General features: G+C 72.6%; 17 protein-coding genes. 6 read left to right on the top strand and 11 right to left on the bottom strand.

The features are described 5' to 3' along the window. The first annotated feature begins 125 nt into the window (after window positions 1-125). Window positions 126-884: an ALF repeat-containing protein gene (locus ACF08W_RS26760; protein ID WP_392280773.1), complete on the top strand. Its 759-nt coding sequence runs from the start codon at window positions 126-128 to the stop codon at window positions 882-884. Between the two features lie 171 nt (window positions 885-1,055). After that, entirely contained in the window at window positions 1,056-1,781 is a 726-nt protein-coding gene (locus tag ACF08W_RS26755) for a dienelactone hydrolase family protein (RefSeq protein WP_392280772.1), read from the top strand. Window positions 1,782-1,884: 103 nt separating this feature from the next. Here ACF08W_RS26755 and ACF08W_RS26750 read toward each other — a convergent pair whose 3' ends face one another. Both ACF08W_RS26750 and ACF08W_RS26745 read right to left on the bottom strand, forming a co-directional pair. Further along, window positions 1,885-2,514 carry a hypothetical protein gene (locus ACF08W_RS26750; protein WP_392280771.1) on the bottom strand — a complete coding sequence of 210 codons (630 nt, stop codon included), beginning with the start codon at window positions 2,512-2,514 and terminating at the stop codon, window positions 1,885-1,887. Beyond that, window positions 2,511-2,843: a hypothetical protein gene (locus ACF08W_RS26745; RefSeq protein ID WP_392280770.1), complete on the bottom strand. Its 333-nt coding sequence runs from the start codon at window positions 2,841-2,843 to the stop codon at window positions 2,511-2,513. Before ACF08W_RS26745 ends, ACF08W_RS26750 begins: the two co-directional genes overlap by 4 nt. 475 nt (window positions 2,844-3,318) lie before the next feature. Here ACF08W_RS26745 and ACF08W_RS26740 point away from each other — a divergent pair, with 475 nt between their 5' ends. Further along, window positions 3,319-4,377, top strand: a complete 1,059-nt coding sequence (locus ACF08W_RS26740; protein ID WP_392280769.1) for an RICIN domain-containing protein — start codon at window positions 3,319-3,321, stop codon at window positions 4,375-4,377. 1 nt (window position 4,378) lies between these two features. Here the strand turns inward: ACF08W_RS26740 and glgB are convergent, their stop codons facing one another. From glgB to ACF08W_RS26720, 4 genes are all read right to left on the bottom strand, one after another. After that, entirely contained in the window at window positions 4,379-6,703 is a 2,325-nt protein-coding gene (gene glgB / locus ACF08W_RS26735; protein WP_392280768.1) for a 1,4-alpha-glucan branching enzyme, read from the bottom strand. A gap of 89 nt (window positions 6,704-6,792) precedes the next feature. Beyond that, complete coding sequence (locus ACF08W_RS26730) at window positions 6,793-8,178, bottom strand: maltokinase (protein ID WP_392280767.1); 1,386 nt, start codon at window positions 8,176-8,178, stop codon at window positions 6,793-6,795. Between the two features lie 143 nt (window positions 8,179-8,321). Next, window positions 8,322-10,028, bottom strand: coding sequence for a maltose alpha-D-glucosyltransferase (treS, locus tag ACF08W_RS26725; RefSeq protein WP_392280766.1), 1,707 nt, complete (start codon window positions 10,026-10,028; stop codon window positions 8,322-8,324). After that, the gene (locus tag ACF08W_RS26720) at window positions 10,025-12,028 is read right to left on the bottom strand and encodes an alpha-1,4-glucan--maltose-1-phosphate maltosyltransferase (protein WP_392280765.1); all 2,004 of its coding nucleotides are present in this window, start codon (window positions 12,026-12,028) and stop codon (window positions 10,025-10,027) included. Before ACF08W_RS26720 ends, treS begins: the two co-directional genes overlap by 4 nt. Before the next feature lie 281 nt (window positions 12,029-12,309). On the opposite strand from ACF08W_RS26720, the gene glgP reads away from it, so the two are divergent. Continuing rightward, window positions 12,310-14,934, top strand: coding sequence for an alpha-glucan family phosphorylase (gene glgP / locus ACF08W_RS26715; RefSeq protein ID WP_392280764.1), 2,625 nt, complete (start codon window positions 12,310-12,312; stop codon window positions 14,932-14,934). A gap of 79 nt (window positions 14,935-15,013) precedes the next feature. On the opposite strand, the gene ACF08W_RS26710 is transcribed toward glgP, so the two are convergent. The 5 genes from ACF08W_RS26710 to ACF08W_RS26690 form a co-directional block, all read right to left on the bottom strand. Then, entirely contained in the window at window positions 15,014-17,044 is a 2,031-nt protein-coding gene (locus ACF08W_RS26710; protein ID WP_352277286.1) for a M4 family metallopeptidase, read from the bottom strand. Window positions 17,045-17,481: 437 nt separating this feature from the next. Beyond that, window positions 17,482-18,513: an alcohol dehydrogenase catalytic domain-containing protein gene (locus ACF08W_RS26705; protein WP_392280763.1), complete on the bottom strand. Its 1,032-nt coding sequence runs from the start codon at window positions 18,511-18,513 to the stop codon at window positions 17,482-17,484. Window positions 18,514-18,748: 235 nt separating this feature from the next. Beyond that, complete coding sequence (locus ACF08W_RS26700) at window positions 18,749-20,563, bottom strand: ABC transporter ATP-binding protein (protein WP_392280762.1); 1,815 nt, start codon at window positions 20,561-20,563, stop codon at window positions 18,749-18,751. Further along, complete coding sequence (locus ACF08W_RS26695) at window positions 20,560-22,338, bottom strand: ABC transporter ATP-binding protein (RefSeq protein ID WP_392280761.1); 1,779 nt, start codon at window positions 22,336-22,338, stop codon at window positions 20,560-20,562. The genes ACF08W_RS26700 and ACF08W_RS26695 overlap by 4 nt, the downstream gene beginning before the upstream one ends. After that, complete coding sequence (locus ACF08W_RS26690) at window positions 22,245-22,943, bottom strand: hypothetical protein (protein ID WP_392280760.1); 699 nt, start codon at window positions 22,941-22,943, stop codon at window positions 22,245-22,247. The genes ACF08W_RS26695 and ACF08W_RS26690 overlap by 94 nt, the downstream gene beginning before the upstream one ends. 105 nt (window positions 22,944-23,048) lie before the next feature. On the opposite strand from ACF08W_RS26690, the gene ACF08W_RS26685 reads away from it, so the two are divergent. Together ACF08W_RS26685 and ACF08W_RS26680 are read left to right on the top strand one after the other, a co-directional pair. Further along, a complete protein-coding gene (locus ACF08W_RS26685) occupies window positions 23,049-23,879 on the top strand; it encodes a helix-turn-helix transcriptional regulator (RefSeq protein ID WP_385215258.1) in 831 nt (276 codons plus the stop codon). Then, complete coding sequence (locus tag ACF08W_RS26680; protein WP_392280759.1) at window positions 23,876-24,085, top strand: DUF397 domain-containing protein; 210 nt, start codon at window positions 23,876-23,878, stop codon at window positions 24,083-24,085. The genes ACF08W_RS26685 and ACF08W_RS26680 overlap by 4 nt, the downstream gene beginning before the upstream one ends. Window positions 24,086-24,131: the final 46 nt, after the last annotated feature.

Genomic DNA, 24,131 nt, shown 5'->3' with positions numbered 1-24,131 from the left:
GCCCGCACGGGATGTGCGCGGACGGCAACGGCGGTCGACGAAGACTGCCCGCTTCCGGCAGTGCATTTCGCAGCGCTCAACGGCGAGAATCCTGACGTTCTCAACAAGACCATGGAGGCCCACCCGTGAGACAGCACCGCGCAAGCCTGCTCGTCGTAGCCGCAGCTCTGACACCGGCCCTTCTCTTCACCACCCCGGCGTTCGCCGCCGGTTCGACGGCCGCGCCCGCGGCCACGTCGACGGTCGCGGCGGCGACGTTCGACAAGCCGGTGGACGAGATGTCGGAGGACGAACTGCGCGCCGCGATCGCCGCCATCCTGGTGGACGAGAAGAGCGGCAAGGGGGTCGTCCGAGAAGCCAATGAGGCTCTCAACGGCACCGTGGACGACATGCGTGCCTTCTTGAAGACGGGTTACCGGCTGGCGCAGGCCGAGGACGACCGGGTCGCCATCCTCACCATTCTCAACGGGGCGCAGAAGAACGGTGACAAGCGGGTCATCGCGGAGATCAATGGCCTGCTCGACCGCGACTCCCCGGAGGAGATGCGTGCGTGGCTGGAGACGGGTTATCGCCTCGCCCAGGCCGAGGACGACCGGGTCGCGATCTTCACCATTCTCAACGGGGCGCAGAAGAACGGTGACAAGCGGGTCATCTCCGAGATCAATGGCCTGCTCGACCGCGACTCCCCGGAGGAGATGCGTGCTTGGCTGACGACGGGATACCGGCTGGCCCAGGCCGAGGACGACCGGGTCGCCATCGTCACCATTCTCGCCGGGGCGCAGAAGAACGGTGACAAGGCGCTCATCGCGGAGATCAACGGGCTTCTCGACCGCGACTCCCCCGAGGAGATGCGTGCGTGGTTGGTGGCCTTCAGGTCGGCCTGACCCGACTGGTTCCAGCCCGGAGACGTCGGCCCGCCGGATCGGGACGGCCGCACGTCGGCCCGCTCCGGCGTGACGGCCGCTTCGCCGGGCTGGAGCCGCCGGGGCGGATCACCGTCTGCCGACGGTGAACACCGCCCCGGTCGGGCTCGGCGTTCACTACCGTCCCGTTCCATGACCACAGTCACCACGCGTACGGTCACGTACCCGGCCGACGGCCTGACCATGGTCGGCCACCTCGCGCTCCCCGCCGGTGCCGGGCGCCGGCCCGCGGTCCTGATCGGACCCGAGGGGATGGGGCTCAGCGATGTCGAGCGGCGACGGGCCGACGCCCTGGCCGAGTCCGGGTACGTGGCGTTGGCCTTCGACCTCCACGGCGGGCGCTATTTCGAGGACCCGCAGGACATGCTGGCCCGTTGCCTGCCGCTGCTCGCCGATCCCGACCGGATGCGCGGAATCGGGCACGCCGCGCTCGACGTACTGTGTGCCGAACCACGGGCCGACCCCGAGCGGACCGCCGCGATCGGCTACGGCACCGGGGGCGCGGTCGCACTGGAACTCGGTCGCGACGGCGTCGACCTGCGCGCGATCGGGACGGTCAACGGCCTGATCACGGGCCGACCGGGCGAGGCGGCCCGCATTCGCTGCCCGGTGTGGGCCGGGGTCGGGTCGGAGGACCCGATCATGCCGCCCGCGCAGCGGGAGGCGTTCACCGCCGAGATGCGGGCCGCGGGCGTCGACTGGCGCCTCACGGTCTACGGCGGAGCCCTGCACGCCTTCCACCACCCACCGGTCGACCACGCCGCGCCTCCCGGCGTCGGCCACCACCCCCGCCACGCGCAGCGGGCCTGGCGCGACATCGTCGACCTGCTGGCCGAGTGTCTGCCCGTGTCGGAGTGATCCTGAGTCAGCTCCTGACACCCGCTGCGGTCGCATGGTCCGCCCACCGGCCTCGGCCTCGGTCGGAGACGAGATCGCGCACGCCCCCCGACCAGCCCGGCGGCTACCAGTCGGTGAGGTCGACCGCGTGGACGCAGTGCGGGTCGTCCGTCACACCCCAGCGCTCCCTCTCACGTACGAGCGTGGGAAGCGCGGCCAGCAACGCGGTCGTCGCGCCGGTGAGGCGTACGTCAGCGGCGATGAGGCCCCCGGCACCCTCGACCGATAGGTAGAGCCGCATACTGCTCTCCGCCGTGATGAGGAAACCGCACAACGCCGGGGACGGAGCCGCGTCGACCGCCGGCCAGGCCAGCGTCCGCAGGACGCGCAACACCTTGTCGGGGCCCTCCGGCGGCGCGGGCTCGACGGCGGAGGTGTCCACCCGGACCAGCGTCATTCCCAGCACGGACGCGTCGGTGCGGGCCGGGGTGCGGGCCGAGAGCGTTCGCGCCCAGCCCAGGACCAGTGGAGCGGTGACGGCCTCGCCGTCGTCGTCCACCAGCGGGATCTCGTACGCGACCGACCCGCCCGGGGCCTCGGTGCCGTCGGCCCCGATCACCACCCGCACGGTGTCTCGCGTCGGCAGGATCCCGCGCAGGAAGGTCGTTCCGATGAGCGGGACCACCGTGTAGTCGAGGAGGAACCGTGTGAGGTATGCCTGCTGCTCGACCACGTCCTCACACCACCCGGTCATTCGTTGATCCATGCCGGGCACTTGGTGACACCCTTGCGGTAGGCCGTGATCACACCGATCTTCCCGCCCTTCCCCGCGTCGTACTCACCGTCCGCCGTACGTCGGGCGTACTGCACGATGACCACGATGTTCACGAACCGGGCGCCGTTGCGGGCGACTCCGTAGTACTCCAGGCGTCCCCCGCTTTCTCTGTCGACCTTACCGGCCAGCGCCGCGTCGACGACCCGGCAGCGTTTGATGTTGTGCTTGCCGGAGAAGTGGTTCCAGCCGAGATCCCCGTTGCCGTATCGAGTGGGATCGCCCGGCCCTCGGGGTCGGTCTGCTCGCACTTCACCTTCGCGTTCCAGTACCGCTACGCCGATGCCTCGGGTACCGGTCCTGCCGCGACGAGCGCGACGCCCACGGCTGCCGTGACCATGGCTGTGGTTCGTTTCATGCCCGGACCGTCCCACGTTCCACCCGCGCGCGGGCCCTCTCCAGCGGCAGGAACGATCCACCGGACCCGGACGAGTGACGCGCTGTCGGCGGACCTCGTTCCCTCGGTCCCCACGGGCGGTGCGAGGCATCCCTGAGGCCCGCCTGCAGTAAGGCGGCGGTGCGGAGCCCCCCAGTCGCGGACTGCGGTGGGGAAGTGGGCAGTGTGCAGGGGTCGCGCCGACGCGGACGGGGCTGGAGCCGGTGGACCCCGGGCGACCTCTCCAACCGGCCAATGTCCCCGAGTGCCCGGTGCGGGGCGGCGGGCGGCGCTAGCGTGGCGGGCGCCATTACTCCGCGCAATCCGATGATCGCACAGGGGGAACAGTCATGACCTCACGCGCAAGAGGCGCCTTACCCAGGGCGCTGGCCGCTTTCGTGGCCGCGCTGGCCGTCGTACTCGGGCTGACCGCGCAGACCGGGACGGCACGGGCGGCCGAGACGTCCGGGCTCGCCGGACTGACGTTCAGCTCCGCCGGCAACAACCGCAACCTGGACGTGCAGAACGGCAACACCGGCGACGGCGTCTACGTCGTCACCAACTCCGCACCCGGCTACCACCAGCAGTGGACCGCCAACAAGCAGGCCGACGGCTCGTTCACCCTGGCCAACGACTTCACCGGGAAGTGCGTGGCGACCGGGCTGCCGCTGCGGCAGCAGTCCTGTTCCGGCGCCGCCGCGCAGCGGTGGTACTTCCAGCCCGTCACCGGCGCGGCCAACACCTTCATGATCCGCAACGTCGGTAACAACAGCTGCATCGACATCGTGCTGAACGCCCAGTACGACGACGCGTGGACCCAGACCTACGGCTGCAACGGCTCCGCCGCCCAGCAGTGGCGGATTCCGGCCGCCTCCTCGGGCGACGCGATGGCCGCCGCCGTGGAGTACGCCTCCAAGCGCTGCCAGCAGGACGCGAGCAGCTGCTCCTGGACGAAGGGCACCCAGGCCCCGGCCGAGCCGCTGCCCGTCGAGTGCGTCTCGCCCGTCTGGTACAACGGCACGGGCGCGCCGGTGCCGTGGACGTTCACGCTGACCACCTCCAGCGGATGGTCCAGCACGCTCGGGGTGTCCTTCACGTCGACTCTGGGCACGGGAGCGGCGAGCCCCGTCCAGACGAGCGTCTCCCTCACCACCTCCGGCAGCGTGACGTACGACCTGAGCCAGACGCTGGGCAACAGCCTGACCATCACCGTTCCGCAGCAGCAGTACGGCTGGGTCGCGCTGTCGAAGCTCGCCACCAAGGTCACCGGTGACTGGACCTTCGACGCCAACGGCTACCCGTGGAAGGCGCACGACACCGTCACCGTCCCGCTGGTCAGCGACGACCAGGGCCACGCCAGCATCTACCTGGCGAAGACCGCGCCCGCGTTCACCACCTGCGGCGGCTGAGTCAGACCGGCCGCAGCCACACCGTCGCCAGCGGCGGGAGCGCCAGCGCGATGCTGGTGCTCCTGCCGTGGGCCGGGACCGGTTCGGGCTTCAGCGGGCCGGACGCGCCGACGCCGCCACCGCCGTATCGGGCCGCATCGGTGTTGAGCACCTCGGCCCAGGCCACCCGGTCCCCGGACACCTCCGGCACGCCCAGGCGGTAGCCCTCCCGCACCACCGGGGAGAAGTTGCTGACCGCCAGCAGCGGCGAGCCGTGCCGGTCGAAGCGGAGGAAGGCGAAGACGTTGTCCTCGGCCGCCCCGCCGTCCACCCAGGCGAACCCCTCCGGGACGGTGTCGAGCTGCCAGAGCGCGGGCGTCTCCCCGTACACCCGGTTCAGGTCGCCGACCAGGGCGCGCACCCCCCGGTGGTCGCTCTGTGCCGCGTACGAGGGGTCGAGCAGCCACCAGTCCGGGCCGTGCCCCTCCGACCACTCCGCGCCCTGGGCGAACTCCTGTCCCATGAAGAGGAGTTGCTTGCCCGGGTGGGCCCACATGAAACCGAGGTACGCGCGGTGGTTGGCGCGCTGCTGCCACCAGTCGCCGGGCATCTTGGAGACCAGCGCCCGCTTGCCGTGCACCACCTCGTCGTGCGAGATCGGCAGGACGTAGTTCTCGCTGTACGCGTACACCATCGAGAACGTCATCTCGTCGTGGTGGTACTTGCGGTGCACCGGCTCCTTCGTCATGTACTCCAGGGAGTCGTGCATCCAGCCCATGTTCCACTTCAGGCCGAAGCCGAGCCCGCCCAGGTCCGTGGCGCGGGTGACACCGTCCCAGGCGGTGGACTCCTCCGCGATGGTCACCACCCCCGGACTGCGCCGGTAGACGGTGGCGTTCATCTCCTGGAGGAAGGAGACCGCGTCCGGGTTCTCCCGGCCGCCGTGCTCGTTCGGCGTCCACTGGCCGTCCTCGCGCGAGTAGTCGAGGTACAGCATCGAGGCGACGGCGTCCACCCGCAGCCCGTCGACATGGAACTCCTCGCACCAGTAGGTCGCGTTGGAGACGAGGAAGTTGCGCACCTCGCGGCGGCCGTAGTCGAACTCCAGCGTGCCCCAGTCGGGATGCGCCGCCCGCGCCGGGTCGGGGTGCTCGTACAGCGGCCGGCCGTCGAACTCGGCCAGCGCCCACTCGTCGCGCGGGAAGTGCGCGGGCACCCAGTCGACGATCACGCCGATCCCGGCCCGGTGCAGCGAGTCGACCAGGAAGCGGAAGTCGTCGGGAGAGCCGAGGCGGGAGGTCGGGGCGTAGAAACCGGTGACCTGGTAGCCCCAGGAGCCGCCGAACGGGTGCTCCGCGACCGGCATCAGCTCCACATGGGTGAAGCCCAGGGCCCGCACGTACGCCGGGAGCTGCGCGGCCAGCTGGCGGTAGCCGAGCCCCGGCCGCCAGGACGGCAGATGCACCTCGTACACCGACATCGGCGCCTCGTGCGCCGGTACGTCGCCCCGGTGGGCCATCCACTCCTGGTCCCGCCAGACGTGGTGCGAGGCCGTCACGACCGAGGCGTTGGCGGGCGGCACCTCGGTCCGCCGGGCCATCGGGTCGGCGCGCAGCGTGTGCGAGCCGTCCGGGCGGCAGACGTCGAACTTGTAGAGCGCCCCCTCCCCGACCCCGGGCAGGAACAGCTCCCACACCCCGGTCGAGCCGAGCGAACGCATCGGGTACGCGCTGCCGTCCCAGTGGTTGAAGTCCCCGGCCACCCGCACCCCGCGCGCGTTCGGCGCCCACACGGTGAACCGGGTGCCCGCCACCCCCTGGTGCTCCATGGGCCGGGCCCCGAGCGCGGTCCACAGCTCCTCGTGCCGGCCCTCGCCGATCAGATGCAGATCCAGCTCGCCGAGCGCGGGCAGGAAGCGGTACGGGTCGTCCGTCTCCACCTCGGCGTCCGGGTAGGCGACCAGCAGCCGGTACTCCGGCGGGGCGGCCACCGGAAGCAGGACGGAGAAGAAGCCGTCGCCGTCGTCGCGCAGCGGCGTCCGCGCCCCGTCCGCGAGCACCGTCACCGACCGGGCGTACGGGCGCAGCACCCGCAGCTCCACCCCGCCCCGCACCGGATGGGCGCCGAGCAGGTCGTGCGGGGCGTGGTGCTCACCGGCGAGCAGCCGGGCGCGGTCGGCGCCGTCGAGGGGGCGTACAGCACGCGGGCCACCCCGGCGGGGGCGCGCCGGCTCGGCCCGGGACGACCGGGCGGCGGGCCGGGCGGCGGGCCGGGAGGGAGCGGTGCCGGACACCCCGGCGGCGGGCCGGGCGGACGCGGTGCGGGCGGGCTTGCGGGCGGCGGTCACGGGGGCGGGTCTCCTCGGCGGGTCGAGTCGGGTCGGGGCGAAACGGTCCTTCGGTCCTCGGCGGCCGGGGAGGGGGCGTGGTGCGGGGCTCAGTCCTCGGCGGCGGCCAGGCGGTGGATCGCGGCCATCGGGACCGGCAGCCAGTCGGGCCGGTGCCGGGCCTCGTACAGCACCTCGTACACCGCCTTGTCGGTCTCGTGGGCGCGCAGCAGCTCCGGTTCGCCGCGCGGGTCGGTGCCCGCGGTCTCGGCGTACCCCTCGCAGTAGGCGGTACGGCAGCGGGCCGCCCAGGCGTCGTTCCACGGGCGGTGCGAGCGGGCCGCGTAGTCGAAGGAGCGGAGCATCCCGGCGATGTCCCGGACCGGGAGCTGCGGGCGGCGGCGCTCGTGCAGCGGCCGGGCCGGTTCGCCCTCGAAGTCGATCAGCGACCAGAAGCCGTCGGCGGCGCGGAGGGTCTGGCCGAGATGGAGGTCGCCGTGGACCCGCTGGGCCGCCCAGCCCCGGCCCCGGTCGCCCAGCGCGGCCACCGCGTCGAAGGCGGTGCGCAGCCCGGGGACGTACGGGACGAGCGCCGGCACCGCCTGCGCGGCGGACTCCAGCCGGCGCACCATCGCGGCGGCCAGCCGCTCGGTCTGGTCCCGGTGCAGGGCGGGTGTCGGCAGGGCGGCGGCGAGCGCGGTGTGCACCTCGGCGGTGGCCCGGCCCAGGGCGCGGGCCTCGGCGGCGAAGTCCCGGCCCTCCGCGAGGGCGCGCAGCGCGAGCCCCCAGCCGTCCTCGGCGCCGCCGAGGAACGGCTGGAGCACGCCGAGGGTGAGCTGTCCGGGTGTGCGGGCCTCGAACCAGGCGACCGGGGCGGGCACCCGGCCGCACCCCTCCCGGGCCAGCGCCAGCGGCAGCTCCAGGTCGGGGTTGGTGCCCGGGAAGAGCCGCCGGAAGATCTTGAGGATGTAGGTGTCGCCGTAGACGAGCGAGGTGTTGGACTGTTCGGTCTCCAGCGGGCGGGGGGCGAGCCGGGCGGGGACGGCCGGGCCGCTCCCGTCGAAGCGCAGGTCGCCCAGGGTGCCGGGGGTACGGAATCGTTCCAGCAGCACTCCGGCCAGGTGCGGGTCGTGCAGCCCCTCGTAGACGGTGTGCCCGGCGAGCGGCCCCTCCCGCACCCGGCCGATGAGCGCGGGGGCGAGCCGGGTCGGCAGCACGGACCGCACCCCGAGGAGGAGTTGGTAGCAGTCGTCCGGCAAGTGCCCGGGGGCGGCCGGCTGGTGGACCCGGACCAGCAGATGGAGCAGCCCGGCGCCGGTCCCGGTGCCCACCGGCAGGATCTCGGTCGCCGACACCAGCGAGAAGCCGGTGACCGGCCGCCCCTTCCCGGCGAACCAGCGCTGCCGGGGCAGCCAGCCGTGCAGCAGCGGGGCGAGTGACGGGAGCAGACCGGTGCCGCGCGGCGTGGCGGCCCGTGTGGATACAGCCTCCGACATGGCGTCGAATCCTTTCCCCGGGCACACCACAGGATGCGGAGAGTGTCCTGGATTGCTGTGGTCGATGTCCTTCTGTGTGGAACGTGTCGGGGCGGGTTGGTCCGTACGGCCCGCCCGGTGCGGGCGGGCCGGTGTCCTCGGGATCAGCCCGCCGCCGCGTCCGCGTGCAGCCGGAACCAGTAGAAACCGTGCCCGGCCAGCGTCAGCAGGTACGGAAGCCGCCCGATCGCCGGGAACCGCACCCCGCCGATCAGCTCCACCGGACGGCGGCCGGTGAAGGAACCGAGGTCCAGCTCGGTCGGCTGCGGGAACCGGGAGAAGTTGTGCACGCAGAGCACCAGGTCGTCGCCGTGCTCCCGGGTGAAGGCGAGCACCGCCGGGTTGGACGAGGGCAGTTCGTCGTAGGAGCCGAGGCCGAAGGCGGGGTTCTGCTTGCGGATCTCGATCATCCGCCGCGTCCAGTGCAGCAGCGAGGACGGCGACGACATCGACGCCTCCACGTTGGTGACCTGGTAGCCGTAGACCGGGTCCATGATCGTCGGCAGGTAGAGCCGACCGGGGTCGCTGGAGGAGAACCCGGCGTTCCGGTCGGGGGTCCACTGCATCGGGGTGCGGACGCCGTCCCGGTCGCCCAGCCAGATGTTGTCGCCCATCCCGATCTCGTCCCCGTAGTAGAGGATCGGGGAGCCGGGCAGCGACAGCAGCAGCGCGGTGAACAGCTCGATCTGGTTGCGGTCGTTGTCCAGCAGCGGGGCGAGCCGGCGCCGGATGCCGATGTTGGCCCGCATCCGCGGGTCCTTGGCGTACTCCGCGTACATGTAGTCGCGCTCTTCGTCCGTGACCATTTCGAGGGTGAGCTCGTCGTGGTTGCGCAGGAAGATGCCCCACTGGCAGTTCCCCGGGATCGCCGGGGTCTTGGCCAGGACTTCGGAGACGGGGTAGCGGCTCTCCCGCCGTACGGCCATGAAGATCCGCGGCATCACCGGGAAGTGGAACGCCATGTGGCATTCGTCGCCGCCCGCCTCGTAGTCGCCGAAGTAGTCGACGACGTCCTCCGGCCACTGGTTGGCCTCGGCGAGCAGCACGGTGTCCGGGTAGTGCGCGTCGATCTCCGCGCGGACCCGCTTGAGGAAGGAGTGGGTCTCGGGCAGGTTCTCGCAGTTGGTGCCCTCGCGCTGGTACAGGTAGGGCACGGCGTCCAGCCGGAAGCCGTCGATGCCGAGGTCCAGCCAGAAGCGGAGCGCGGAGACGATCTCCTCCTGCACCGCCGGGTTCTCGTAGTTGAGGTCCGGCTGGTGGGAGAAGAACCGGTGCCAGTAGTACTGGCCGCGCACCGGGTCGTAGGTCCAGTTGGACGTCTCGGTGTCGACGAAGATGATCCGGGCGTCCGGGAACTGCTTGTCGTCGTCGGCCCAGACGTAGTAGTCGCCGTACGGCCCGTCCGGGTCCTTGCGGGACTGCTGGAACCACTCGTGCTGGTCGCTCGTGTGGTTCATCACGAAGTCGATGATCACGCGCATCCCGCGCTGGTGCGCGGCGTCGACGAACTCCACGAAGTCGGCCAGGTCGCCGAATTCCGGCAGCACCGCCGTGTAGTCGGAGACGTCGTAACCGCCGTCGCGCAGCGGGGACTTGAAGAATGGCGGCAGCCAGAGGCAGTCGACGCCGAGCCACTGGAGGTAGTCCAGCTTGGCGGTGATGCCCTTGAGGTCGCCGATGCCGTCGCCGTTGGAGTCCTGGAAGGACCTGACGAGCACCTCGTAGAAGACGGCGCGCTTGAACCAGTCGGGATCGCGGTCCTTGGCGGGGGTGTCCTCGAACATGTCGGGGACGGGCTCATTGACGATCATGGTGTGGGTGACCCTCCGGTCGACGGAAACGGTCGCAGGACGACGATGTGCGCGGGCGTGACGTCTGGCTCCAGACGCACATAGAAGGTCCTGCCCCAGTGATAGGTGTCGCCGGTGAGCTCGTCGCGCACCGGCACGGACTCGTGCCGGTCGAGGCCGAGTCGCGGCATGTCCAACGAGACCGTGGCCTCGTGGGTGTGGTGCGGGTCGAGGTTGACGACCACCAGAACGGTGTTCGAACCCGAGCGTTTGCTGTACGCGATCACCGCCTCGTCGTCGGTGGGGTGGAAGTGGACGTCGCGGAGCTGCTGGAGCGCGGGGTTGCGGCGGCGGATCCGGTTGAGGGCGGTGATCAGCGGGGCCAGCGAGCGGCCCTCGCGCTCCGCCGCCGCCCAGTCCCGGGGCCGGATCTCGTACTTCTCCGAGTCGAGGTACTCCTCGCAGTCGGGCCCGGCCGGGGTGTTCTCGCACAGTTCGAAGCCCGCGTACACGCCCCAGGACGGGGAGAGCGTCGCGGCCAGCACGGCCCGCGCCTCGAAGGCCGGCCGGCCGCCGGCCTGGAGGTGGCCGGGGAGGATGTCCGGTGTGTTCACGAAGAAGTTGGGCCGCATGTACGCGGCGGACTCGCCCGCCAGCTCCGTGACGTAGTCGGTGATCTCCTGCCGGGTCTCGCGCCAGGTGAAGTACGTGTACGACTGCTGGAAGCCGACCGCGGCGAGGGCCTTCATCATCGCCGGCCGGGTGAACGCCTCGGCGAGGAAGACCACGTCGGGATCGGTCCCGTTGATCTCCCCGATCACCCGCTCCCAGAAGACCACCGGTTTGGTGTGCGGGTTGTCGACCCGGAAGATCCGCACCCCGTGGCCCATCCAGAACCGCAGAATGCGCACCGACTCGGCGACCAGCCCGTCCATGTCCCGGTCGAAGGCGATCGGGTAGATGTCCTGGTACTTCTTCGGCGGGTTCTCGGCGTACGCGATCGACCCGTCCGCCCGGTGGTGGAACCACTCCGGATGCCGCTGGACCCAGGGGTGGTCGGGGGAGCACTGGAGCGCGAAGTCGAGCGCCACCTCCATCCGCAGCCCGTGGGCCACCGCCACGAAGTGGTCGAAGTCCTCCAGCGTGCCGAGGTCGGGGTGGACCGCGTCGTGGCCGCCCTCGGCGGAGCCGACCGCCCAGGGCACCCCCACGTCCTGCGGACCGGCCACCAGGCTGTTGTTGCGGCCCTTGCGGTGGGTGGTCCCGATCGGGTGCACGGGCGGCAGGTACACCACGTCGAAGCCCATCGCGGCGACGCCCGGAAGCCGCTCGGCGGCCGTGCGGAAGGTGCCGCTCACCACCCGGCCGGGCCGCCCGCCGCGCCCCGGCTCCACCCGGGCCCCCTCCGAGCGGGGGAACAGCTCGTACCAGGAGCCGAACAGCGCCCGGCGCCGCTCCACCACCAGCGGCAGCGGCCCGGACGAGGAGACCGGTTCGCGCAGCGGGTACCGCTCCAGCGCGGCCCGCGCCTCGGGGGCGAGCGCCGCCGCCAGCCGGGCGGCCGCCGGGCGGGAGGTGTCACGGAGCGCGTCGGCCGCCGCCAGCACCGCCTCCCGGCCGTCCCGCTTCGGCACCCCCTCGGCCGCCCGCTCGTACAGCTCGGCGCCCTCGGCCAGGACCAGCGCGGTGTCGAGGTCCGCCGGGACCTTGATCGCGGCGTGGCGCAGCCAGGTGGTGACCGGGTCGCCCCAGCCCTCCACCGCGTACGTCCAACGGCCCTCCGCCTCCGGGGTGACCTCGGCGCCCCACCGGTCGGTGCCGGGGGCCAGCTCCCGCATCGGGAGCCACGGGCCGGGCCGCCCGTCCGGTCCCACCAGCACCACATTCGCGGCCACCGCCTCATGGCCCTCGCGGAAGACCGTCGCGGTGATCAGGAAGGTCTCACCCACGACCGCCTTGGCGGGCCTTTGGCCGCAGTCGACGAGCGGGCGGACGTCGAGCACGGGGATGCGACCGATCAATGGACTCACCTGGGACAGGGCCTCGGGCCGGTGGTGGGGGCGTGGCGCGGTGGCGGAACGCGGGACGTGCGCACCGCTGCCGACGGGTTTCGCTCCTTTCTAACCGCTTCGCGGCCGGTCGGCAGGGCGTGGCCGGGGCCGCACCCGTCCGCTTCACCCGACTGGCAGCCGCGGGCCCCGGCGCGGGAACGGAAAACGGCGCCCGCCCGGACGGAGTACGCCGCGACGCACCCCGTGCCGCGTCCGCCGGGATCCGTACCTCCCCTGTCAAGGTGGAGGGCGTGAAGGCCATCCGTCGGTTCACCGTGCGCCCCGTCCTGCCCGAACCCCTCCGACCGCTCAGCGAGCTCGCCCGCAACCTGCGCTGGTCCTGGCACGCCGGGACCAGAGAACTGTTCCGGGCCGTGGCCCCGGAGGCCGAGGAGGACGACCCGGCGCGGGAGTGCGACCCGGTCCGGCTGCTCGGCGCCGTCACCGCCGGACGGCTCGGCGAGCTGGCCCGGGACGAACCGTTCCTGCACCGGCTGGCCGCGGCCGCCCAGGACCTCCAGGACTACCTGGAGCGGCCCCGCTGGTACCAGGAGCAGCTGGCGCGCGGCGCCGAACTCCCGGCCGCCGTCGCCTACTTCTCGCCCGAGTTCGGGGTGACCGCCGCACTGCCCCAGTACTCCGGCGGGCTCGGCATCCTCGCCGGGGACCACCTCAAGGCCGCCAGCGACCTCGGCGTCCCGCTCATCGGCGTCGGCCTGCTCTACCGGCACGGCTACTTCCGCCAGAGCCTGTCGCGCGACGGCTGGCAGCAGGAGCACTACCCGGTCCTCGACCCGAACGAGCTGCCGCTCGCCCTGCTGCGGGAGCGCGACGGCACCCCGAGCCGGGTGGTGCTGGACCTGCCCGGCGGCCGTTCGCTGCACGCCCGGATCTGGCAGGCCCAGGTCGGCCGGGTCCCGCTGCTGATGCTCGACTCCGGCGTGGAGGAGAACGCGCCGGGCGAACGCGAGGTCACCGACCGGCTGTACGGCGGCGGCAGCGAGCACCGGCTCCTCCAGGAGATGCTCCTCGGCATCGGCGGCGTCCGCGCGGTACGGGCGTACTGCCGCCTCACCGGCCATCCGGCGCCCGAGGTCTTCCACACCAACGAGGGCCACGCCGGCTTCCTCGGCCTCGAACGCGTCCGGGAACTCTCCGGCACCGGCCTCGGCCTCGACGCCGCGACGGAGACCGTACGGGCCGGCACCGTCTTCACCACCCACACCCCGGTGCCCGCCGGCATCGACCGCTTCGAACGCGACCTCGTCGCCCGGTACTTCGGCGACGACGGCGCACTCCCCGGCGTCCCCGCCGAACGCGTCCTGGAGCTGGGCACCGAGACCTGGCCCGGCGGCGACCCGGGCGTCTTTAACATGGCGGTGATGGGCCTGCGGCTCGCCCAGCGGGCCAACGGCGTCTCCACCCTCCACGGCGCGGTCGGCCGCCGCATGTTCGCCGGGCTGTGGCCGGGCTTCGACGCCGCCGAGGTGCCCCTCACCTCCGTCACCAACGGGGTGCACGCGCCCACCTGGGTGGCGCCCGAGATCCTCCGGCTCCGCGGCCGGCACGGCGCCGCCCCCGGCCGCTGGGACACCGCCGCCGAGATCCCCGACCGGGAGCTGTGGGAGCTGCGCCGCTCGCTGCGCGCCCGGCTCGTCACCGAGGTCCGCACCCGGCTGCGCGCCTCCTGGCTGGACCGGGGCGCCGCCCCCGCCGAACTCGGCTGGATCGACGGGGTGCTCGACCCGGACGTCCTGACGATCGGCTTCGCCCGCCGCGTCCCCTCGTACAAGCGGCTGACGCTGATGCTCCGCGACCGGGAGCGGCTGACCGGGCTGCTGCTCCACCCGGACCGCCCGGTCCAGATCGTCGTCGCGGGCAAGGCCCACCCGGCCGACGACGGCGGGAAGCGGCTGGTCCAGGAGCTGGTCCGGTTCTCCGACGACCCCCGGGTGCGCCACCGGGTGGTCTTCCTGCCGGACTACGGCATGGCCATGGCCCAGCGGCTCTACCCGGGCTGCGACGTGTGGCTGAACAACCCGCTGCGCCCGCTGGAGGCGTGCGGCACCAGCGGGATGAAGGCCGCACTCAACGGCTGCCTCAACCTGTCGGTGCGCGACGGCTGGTGGGACGAGTGGTACGAGCCGGACTTCGGCTGGGCGATCCCCACCGCCGACGGACCGGTCGTGGACGAGGAGCGCCGGGACGACCTGGAGGCGGCCGCGCTCTACGAACTGATCGAGGACCGCATCGCGCCGCGCTTCTACGACCGGGGCGGGGAGGGGCTGCCGGAGCGCTGGATCGAGATGGTCCGCCGCACCCTCGGCGTGCTCGGGCCGAAGGTGCTGGCCGGGCGGATGGTGGGGGAGTACGTGGAGCGGCTGTACGGGCCCGCCGCGCGCGCCGGACGCGCCCTGGACGCCGGGACGGCCCGCCGCCTGGCGGAGTGGAAGGGCAAGGTCCGCGCCGCCTGGCCGCAGGTGGCCGTCGACCATGTGGAGGCCGAGCCGTCCACCGCGGCGGACGGCTCCGCCGAGCTGGGCGCCACCCTGACCCTGCGGGTCCGGGCCGCTCTCGGGGAGCTGGACCCGGGCGACGTGGAGGTGCAGGCGGTGGCGGGCCGGGTGGACACGGCGGACGGCATCTCCGACGCCCAGGTCTTCCCGCTGAAACCGGCCGGCGGCCAGGACCTGGAGGGCCGCTGGCTGTACGAGGGGCCGCTCGCCCTGGACCGCACCGGCCCGTACGGCTACACGGTGCGGGTGCTCCCGGCCCATCCGCTGCTGGCGTCCGGGGCGGAGCTGGGCCTGGTGGCGCTGCCCCCGGAGAAGGCGGCCGGCGAGGGCGACGGGGCGGCGGGCGGGCCGATGCGCTGACGGGCCGGAACGCGGAACCGCCCGGCGGGAGCGTGGACTCCCGCCGGGCGGTGGTCACCGGTGCCTGACCGGTGCGGGCTCAGAAGGTGAGCTTGAATCCGTTGATCTTGCCGCTGTCGCCGGTGTACATGTCCTGGACCTTGAGCTTCCAGGTGCCGTTGGCGACCTGCGCCGAGGCGTCGACGGTGTACGTCTCCTTGACGTCGGCCGCGGAGTCGCTGATCGAGGCGCTCTTCAGCCGGTACGAGGTGCCGTTCGGGCCGACCAGGTCGATGTTCAGGTCACCGCGCCAGCTGTGGGTGATGTCCACCGTGACCTTGAGGGCGCTCGGCGCGTTGCCGGTGACACCGGTGACGTTGACCGAGCTGGTGACGGCCGCGCCGTGGTCCGGGATGGCGACCGAGGTGGTGCTCTCGAAGACCGTACCCGGGTTCGGGTTGCCGCCGCCGTCACGGGTGCCGACGTTGACGGCCGCCCAGGCGTCGCCCACCGCCTTGTACTCGGCGCTGGTGGCGCCGTACAGGTCGGCGGCCGCCGCCAGCGTGCCGGTGCGGGCCGCCGCGTAGTTGGTGGTGGAGGTGAACTTGGTGGTGAGCGCCTTGAACCAGATCTTCTCGGCCTTGGCCAGGGAGATGCCGGTCACCGGCAGGCCGTCGGAGGTCGGGGAGTTGTAGGAGACCCCGTTGACGACCTTCGCGCCGCTGCCCTCGGCGAGCAGGTAGAAGAAGTGGTTGGCGATGCCCGAGGAGTAGTGGACGTCGACGTTACCGACACCCGAGTACCAGGAGTCCTTGGACGCGCCGTCCTTGCTCGGCTTGTCCATGTAACGCAGCGGCGAGCCGTCACCGTTGATGTCGATCTTCTCGCCGATGAGGTAGTCACCCGGGTCGGCGCTGGTGTTCGAGTAGAACTCGACCGCGCTCGCGAAGATGTCGCTGGTGGCCTCGTTGAGGCCGCCGGACTCGCCGCTGTACACCAGGTTGGCGGTGGATGCGGTGACACCGTGCGACATCTCGTGCGCCGCGACGTCGAGGGCGGTCAGCGGGTGGGTGTTGCCCGAGCCGTCGCCGTACGTCATGCAGAAGCAGCTGTCCTGCCAGAACGCGTTGACGTAGTTGTTGCCGTAGTGGACGCGGGAGTACGCGCCGACGCCGTCGCCCCGGATGCCGGTGCGGCCCTGGACGTTCTTGTAGTAGTCCCAGGTCTCCGCGGCGCCGTAGTGGGCGTCCGCGCCCGCCGTCTCGGCGTTCGTCGGGGTGCCGTCGCCCCAGGTGTCCGTGGAGTTGGTGAACAGCGTCCCGGTGCCGGACGTACCGTGGTTCAGGTTGTACGTCTTGTGGTTGCCGCGGCCGGTGTCGGTCAGCGTGTACGACGGGGCGGTGCCCAGGGTCACCTTGCCGCTGTACTCGGTGTTGCCGACGCCCTTCTCGACACCCTGCCACTCGAACAGCTTCGCCCCGGTGGCCGCGTCGGTGACGACGTGGAGCTCGTTGGGGGTGCCGTCGTCCTGGAGGCCGCCGACGACGGTCTCGTAGGCGAGCTGCGGCTTGCCCTGCGCCATCCAGACGACCTTGCGGGGAGCCTGGCTGGCCTCGGTCTTCTTCGACCCGTCGGCCTTGGCGAGGCCCAGGGCCTGGCTCTCGGCCTTGGCGGGCGCGATGTCCGCCTTCAGGTCCACGGCCTTCAGCTCCGTGCTGGTCACCCGGGACGCCTTGGTGACGCCCAGCGTCTTGCCGGCCTTGCTCTCCTCGACGACCATGTCGCCGCCGAGCACCGGCAGGCCCGCGAAGGTGCGCTCGTAACGCGTGTGCGTGGTGCCGTCGTTGTCCTGGATGACGTCCTTGACGACGAGCTTCTCCTGGGCGCCGAGGCCGAGGCCCTTGGCCGTGGCCGCCTTGGTCGCGTCGGCCTCGCGGATCAGCTCGGCCCGCTGGGAGGGGGAGAGCTGCTTGGGCAGGGCCCCGGTCCGGGCCCCGACGGTCGCCTGTGCCGCGGCGGAGCCGGTGGGGGTGGCGGTGGCGGTGCCGGTCTGGACACCGACGGCGAGGAGGGCTGCTGCGGCGATCAGAGCGCCGGTCGCGGTGGCACGACGGCTGTGCGTGGATCTCACGCGGACTCCTTCTGCGAGGGGGGTACCGGCGGCTCAGACGAGCCGTCCGGGGTGAGCGAGAAGTGCGCAGAACGGGGTGAAGGTTGTCAGCCGCGGGCCGTTCCTGTCAGGAGCGCGTCAACAACTTGGCCGGAACTCGTTCGTTGCCGGAAAGGTCATGTTCGTTAAGCGGACGTTTCACGGATCATCACCGGGGCGGTGCGGGTCTCACATACGGGCCGGGTCCGGTGGCGGGAGCCGAGGTGGGCTCACGGGCGTCGCATTCGAACAGGGTTCACGGGAAGGGGAGTTCGGGGCTGGCCGAGATGGGGTACGGATGTGGCTGAATTCCCACCGTCCGCTCTGCGGTGTACGTCCCGACCCGCTTCCCCGGGCACACGGCGGCGGCCGGCGCCGCCCCTCGGTGGGGGCGACGCCGGCCGCGGGCGGGGGAGGCGTCAGATCGTGAGCACCATCCGGAAGCGGGCGGTGCCGGAGAGCATCTTGCGGTACGCCTCCTCGGCCCCGTCCAGCGGAACCGTCTCGGTCATCGGACGGATGCCGTGCAGGGCGCTGAACGCGAGCGTGTCCTGCACGTCCTGCGCGGTGCCGGAGGGATGGCCCCGGACGATCCGGCCGGACATCAGCAACTGGTTGGGGCTGATCCCCAGCGGCTCCGCGTCCGCCCCGATCACCACCAGCTCGCCGCGCGGGGCCAGCCCGTCCACGGTCGCCGTGATCGCCTCGGAGCTGGCGGCGGTGGCCAGGACGACCCGGGCCCCGCCCAGGGACTGGAGCGCGTCCGCCACGGCGATGTCCGCCGTGCTGTCGACGTAGTGGTGCGCGCCCAGCTCCCGCGCGAACCCGGCCTTGGCACCGCCGCGTGCGATCGCCACCGTCTCGAAGCCCATCGCCGCCGCGTACTGCACCCCCAGATGGCCCAGACCGCCGATCCCGAGCACCGCGACCAGGTCCCCGGGCCGGGCGGCACTGCGCCGCAGCCCGTTGTACGTGGTCACCCCGGCGCAGGCCATCGGCGCCGCGTCGGCCGCCGTCAGCGCGTCCGGGATCCGGGCCAGGGCATCCGCCGGAACGGTCACGCTCTGCGCGTACCCCCCGTCGTACGCCCACCCGGGCACCTTCAGGTTCACGCACACCACGAAGTCGCCCCGGCGGCACGGGACGCAGTGCCCGCAGCTCCCGCCGAACCAGCCCACCGCCACCCGGTCGCCCACCTGCCAGGCGTCCTCCGTGCCCGCGCCCAGCTCCGCGATCCGCCCGGCGATCTCGTGCCCCGGCACCACCGGGAACCGCACCCCCGGCACCAGGTCCTCCACGAACAGGGTGTCGCTGTGGCAGATCCCGCAGGCATCCACCGCCACCCGGACCTGCCCCGGGCCGGGCTCGGACACCACCCGCTCGACGACTTCGAGGGGGCCGCTGGCGGCGGCCGCCTGCGCGACTCGGTACACACGGGGAACGCTGCTCATCCGACCCTCCGGGGGCATCTGCGAACGGGCCCCCCTGGGACGGGTCGTCGAACCGCCCGGCCCCAGTAGACCAGCTCGGGCCCGTGCGGACGCGCGTGACGCACGGAGCGTCCGGCGGATCGGGGACGGGTACCGGTGGCCGGGATCGGGATCGGGTTCGGCGCCGGGGTCCGGGAAGGTGCGGGTGCGGGCCTGACGCCCCGGCTGCCGGGATGCCGTGGCGCGGCCCCCCGGGTCAGGCCGCCGGCGACGGACCGCCCCCGCCGTGCCAGGACCGCCAGAGCGCCGCGTACGTCCCACCGGCCGCCACGAGCTCGTCATGGGTGCCCAGTTCCGTGATCCGGCCGTCCTCCATCACGGCCACCCGGTCCGCGTCGTGTGCCGTCTGGAGCCGGTGCGCCACGGCGACGACGGTCCGGCCCGCCAGCACCGCCGCCAGCGCCCGCTCCGTGTGCCGGGCCGTCCCCGGGTCCAGCAGCGCCGTCGCCTCGTCGAGGACCAGCGCGTGCGGATCGGCCAGTACCACCCGCGCCAGGGCGAGCTGCTGGGCCCGCGCGCCGTCCGGCCGGTGCGCCCCGGGGCCCAGGTCGGTGTCGAGCCCGTCCGGCAGCCACTCGGCCCCGTCGTCGACGCCCACCGCGGCCAGCGCGGCGCGCAGTTCGGCGTCGTCGGCGTCCGGCGCGGCGATCCTCAGGTTGTCCCGGAGCGTGCCGAGGAAGACATGCTGCTCCTGGGTGACCAGGACGACCTGGCGGCGCGGCCGTTCGGCGGCCGGCCCGGCGACCGGCCCGGCGACCGGCGCCCGCCTCACCGTCACCGACCCGGTCCGGGGCGCGTCCAGCCCGGCCAGCAGCCGGCCCAGCGTCGTCTTGCCCGCCCCGGAGGGGCCCACGACCGCGAGCCGCTCCCCGGCACGGACCGTCAGATCGACCCCGCGCAGCACGTCGTCCCCGCCGTCGTACGCGTACGACACGCCCCGCACTTCGATCCGGCCGTCGGCCGGTACGGAGGCCGCTTCGGGGACCGGGACGGGGGAGGGCTGCGGGACGTGCGCCGTGGAGCCCACGCCCTCGACCCGGGCGAAGGAGGCCCCGCTGCTCTGGAGCTGCTCCAGCCGCTGGAGGACCGTGTCCAGCGGCTGGGAGAGCTGCCGCAGATACAGCGCCGCGGCCACCACCGCACCGATGCTCACCGCACCCCGCGCGTGCAGCACCCCGCCGAGCAGCAGCACCCCGGCCACCGGCACCACGTACGAGACGTCGATCGCAGGGAAGAGCACACTGCGCAGGAACAACGTCCGCGTCCTGGTCCGCAGGCACTCCTCGGCCGCCGCCCCGCAGGCCGCGATCCGCCGCTCCTGGAGCCCGAGCGCCTCGACGGTACGGGCACCCCGCGCCGTCTCCGCGAGCTGCTGGGCGAGCGCGGAGTTGGCACGCCCCTCGGCCAGGTACGCGGCCGGTGCCCGGCGCAGGTACCAGCGCGCGGCGAACCAGATCCCGGTCAGCCCCAGCACCCCGCAGACACCGAGCAGCGGATCGAGCGCGACGACCGCGCCGACGATGAACAGCGCCTGCACCGAGGAGATCAGCACCTCCGGACCGGCGTCCCGCAGCGTGGCGCCGACCAGCGCGACATCGGTCGTGCCCCGGGTCAGCAGATCGCCCGTACCGGCCCGCTCCGCCACCCGGGCGGGCAGCGCCAGCGTCCGTTCGGTGAACTCCTCGCGGATGCGCGCCAGGGCCCGTTCACCGAAGCGGTGCCCCACCGAACCGGCCCAGCGGACCAGCAGCAACTGCGCCACGGCGAAGCCGAGCAGGGCGAGCGCCAGCCGGTCCACCGCGGCCGCCCCGCCGCCGGCCACGACCTCGTCGACGATCCGCCCGAGCAGCCACGGGCCGACCAGACCGGCCCCGGCGGCCAGCGCGTTGAGCCCGATCATCGCGGCGAAGGCGCGGCCGTCCAGCCGGACCAGCCGCAGCGCCGCCCGGAACGTACGCGACGGCCCGGCAACGGGCAGCCCCCGGGGTTCCCGCCCGGTCACGGTGCTCATCGCACGCCCTCCTCGTACGGTGCGCCGGACGGCCCGCCGACCGGGTCGTCGTCCGTGCCCCGGGACACCAGGCGCCGGTAGCCGGGCTCCCGTTCCAGCAGCTCGTGGTGGCTCCCGGTGGCCGCGACCCGGCCCTCGACCAGGTAGTACACGGTGTCCGCCCGGTCCAGCACGAGCGGCGAGGTGCTGGTGACGAGCGTGGTGCGGCCCGCCCGCGCGGCCCGCAGCCGGTCCGCCACGGCCGCCTCGGTGTGCGCGTCCACCGCCGAGGTGGGCTCCACCGCCAACAGCACCTCGGGATCGGCCAGCAGCGCCCGCGCCAGCCGGATCCGCTGGCGCTGGCCCCCGGAGAGATTGCCGCCCCGCGCGTCCACCGGCGCGTCCAGCCCGTCCGGCAGCCCGCGCACGATGTCCTCGGCCACGGCCGCGTACAGGGCGCGCTCGATGGCCTCCGCGTCCCGGTCCCGGGCACCGCCGAGCACCTCGCGCAGTGGCCCGCCGAACAGTTCGGCGTCGTTGTCCGCGACCAGGATCCGGCTCCGCACCCGCGCCGGATCGACCTCGTCCAGCCGTACGTCCCCCCAGGTCACCGCCGAACCCGTGAACCGCCCCAGCCGCTCGACCACCGCCGCCGACCGGTCCGGCCGGGCACCGGCCAGCGCGGTCAGCCGCCCCGGCACCACCTCCACCCCGGACTCCGGGTCACGCAGCACGGCGGGCCCGGCGGGCGCGTCCGCCCCGATCCCGTCCCCGCTCCCCGCGCCGGGCTCCAGGGACAGGAAGCGGATGACCCGGCGGGCGGCGACCAGCCCCCGGCTCAGGTCGTAGCCGCCCTCGATGAAGAACTCGACCGGCACCACCAGCACCGCCGCGTACCCGTACACCGCGACCAACTCGCCGACGCTGATCGACCCTTCGGCCGCCATCCGGGCCGCCAGCCAGGTCACCGCCCCGAGGAACAGGGTCGGCAGACCCACCCCGAGCGCCCGTATCCAGCTCGTCACCGCACCGACCCGGTACCCCTCCTCGCGCAGCTCCCGCGAGGAGCGCCGGAAACGCTCGGCGTACACCTCCTTGCCGCCGATGCCGTTGAGCACCCGCAGCCCCCCGACCATGTCCTCGAACCGGCCCGCGAGCAGCCCCTGCCGCTCCCGGTACGCCGCCTCCACCCCCTGCAACCGCCCCAGCAAGGGACCCACCAGCACCATCAGCAACGGCACCCCGACCAGCACCACGACGGCGAGCAGCGGATCGACCGCCAGCAGCAGCCCGGCCACCACGACGAAGGCGAGCACGGCGCCCACCCCGGGACCGGTGATGGTCAGTGTGTTCGCGATCATGGCGACGTCACCGAACCCGATGGTGACGACCTCCCCTGCGGTGACCTTGCGCGGCAGTTCGCCACCCAGCCGGGTCGCCTGTGCGACGACGGCCCGCACCGACCGGAGGACGGCGTCCAGCCGCACCCGGGTCATCGTGCGGTGCCGCATGATCGCCAGCCAGGCGTTCAGCACCCCCACCCCCAGCAGCGCCGCGACCCACCCGCCCAGAGCGGGCCAACTCCCCGACCGCAGACCGTCGTCGATCGCCCGGGAGAGCAGATAGGGCGGCAGTGCCAGACAGACCATCCACGCACTGCCCAGCACCGAACCCGCCGCGACCCGGCGGCGCTGGCAGACGATCAGCCACCACAGATACCGAAAGGGTCCCCGGAGATCGGGCGGCCGTACGCCCCGGTCGCCCCGCTCTCCGTGCCGCCCTGGCCGCTCTCGCATCGGAGCCCCTCCCCCTGGAGTCGGTCGAGCACGCCCGCCGAAGCGCGCTCCGTGGAGCGTACCGACAGGGTGTACGTGCAGTCGGCGTCGGGGACCACGACGAGCAACGGGGACCCGTCCTTGAGGAGTTCGTGTGCGGCGCGCTGGCTGCGCCGGTCCTCGTACCAGGCGCGGAGGTCGGCGAGGTGCCCGCAGCCCGTGTCGAGGTCGAGCCGGTCCGCGATCCACAACGCCTGCCCGCCGAGCCACCGCAACGCGAGCACGGACGAGACGGTCCGGAAGGTGCCCAGCACATGCCGCACGGGCTCGTCGCTCCCGTACACCAGCCCCTCGGCCAGCGCCTCGCACCAATATCCGTCGGGCGCCATCTGCACACCCCCCTCGTACGGAGCACCCCCCACCCCCACCGGCCGCGCGGCCCCGGGCTCCACCTCCCACTCCGTCCCCCCGCAGGGCGGCCGCAACAGCCAGTACGGCCCGGCCGTTCCCCGGAACTCGCCCACCCGATCATGGCGGCTGGTGTCGACCAACGGCGCTCCGATCGGCGGGAGTTGAGGGGGATGCGGGGGCTGCTGCTCGTTCGAGGGGTCGTTCTGCACGGACATGGGACCACTCCTCTCCGTAACGGTTCCGCTACCAAGTGAGGTCAGGGTGGTCTAGGGTCGGGAGGGTCTTCAACTTACGCAGACTGACAGGCAGGTTGGATTCAGATGGTGAACCGGAAGGAACTCGACCCGGACCAATCGCCGAGCGCGGCCTTCGGAGCGCGTCTACGCAGCTTGCGTGACGAACGTGGTTGGACGCAGGACGAACTCGGCGAGCGAATGGGGTGTTCGGGGGCCCACATCTCGGCTATCGAAACTGGGCGACGAAAACCAACTCGTCAGTTCGCAACAAGTGCTGACAGGGTGTTCGGAACCGGAGATCGGTTCGAGCGCCAGAGCCTGGCCGTGAGGCACAGGGCCCTGCTTGAGGGGTTTCCCGAGTACGTCACCCATGAGCTGCGTGCGGCGGAGATCAGGCTTTACGAAGTCGGCGTGATACCTGGGCTGCTCCAGACCCCGGAGTACGCAACGGCGCTGGGGGACAGCGCCGTGAAGCGAGGGGTCGCCTCGCGGGAGCAAGCCGACGAGCGGATTGCGCTGATCGCGCAGCGCCAAGCTGCGTTGGTGCGAGTGCCGCCCCCAATGATCTTCGTTGTGCTCGACGAGAGTTGCCTTCTCCGCCCCATCGGGGACGACGCTCTCATGGGCGCACAGTTCGCGCGCTTGTTGGAGTTCGCGGAGCTACCCAATACCGTGCTCCAAGTGGCCCCGTTCAGCATTGGGGTTCGACGTCCCATGACGTTGCCGGTGACTGTGCTCACGATGCCGGACCGCTCGCTCATGTCGTACGCGGAGTCCGCGAACCGTGGCCACCTTGAGCGCGATAGTCCGTCGGTTCTACCAATCCTGACGGACTACCATCAACTGCAGGCCGAGTCGCTGCCGCGAGCGGCGTCCGTGGCCATGATCAACCGGTTACGAAAGGGCACCCCGTGACTACCAATTCCCCCCGCTGGTTCAAGTCCTCCTACAGCGAGAACGGTGGCCAGTGCATCGAGGTCGCCGCCAACCTCATCGCTTCGTACGGTGTGGTTCCTGTCCGTGACTCGAAGAGCCCGAGTGGTCCGGTGCTGAGTGTCCCTGCCGCGTCGTTCGCCTCGTTCGTGGCGGGCGTCAAGGCCGGCGAGTTCGGCGCCGTCTGACCCGACAAGTTCGGTGCATCTGAACCAGGGAGCCCTCATCGTGCGG

It is taken from the genome of Streptomyces sp. NPDC015144, from assembly GCF_043079735.1.
GTDB lineage: Bacteria > Actinomycetota > Actinomycetes > Streptomycetales > Streptomycetaceae > Streptomyces.
The sequence above is the reverse complement of the archived record's forward strand: the minus strand, read 5'-3'. Positions and strand labels throughout refer to the sequence as shown.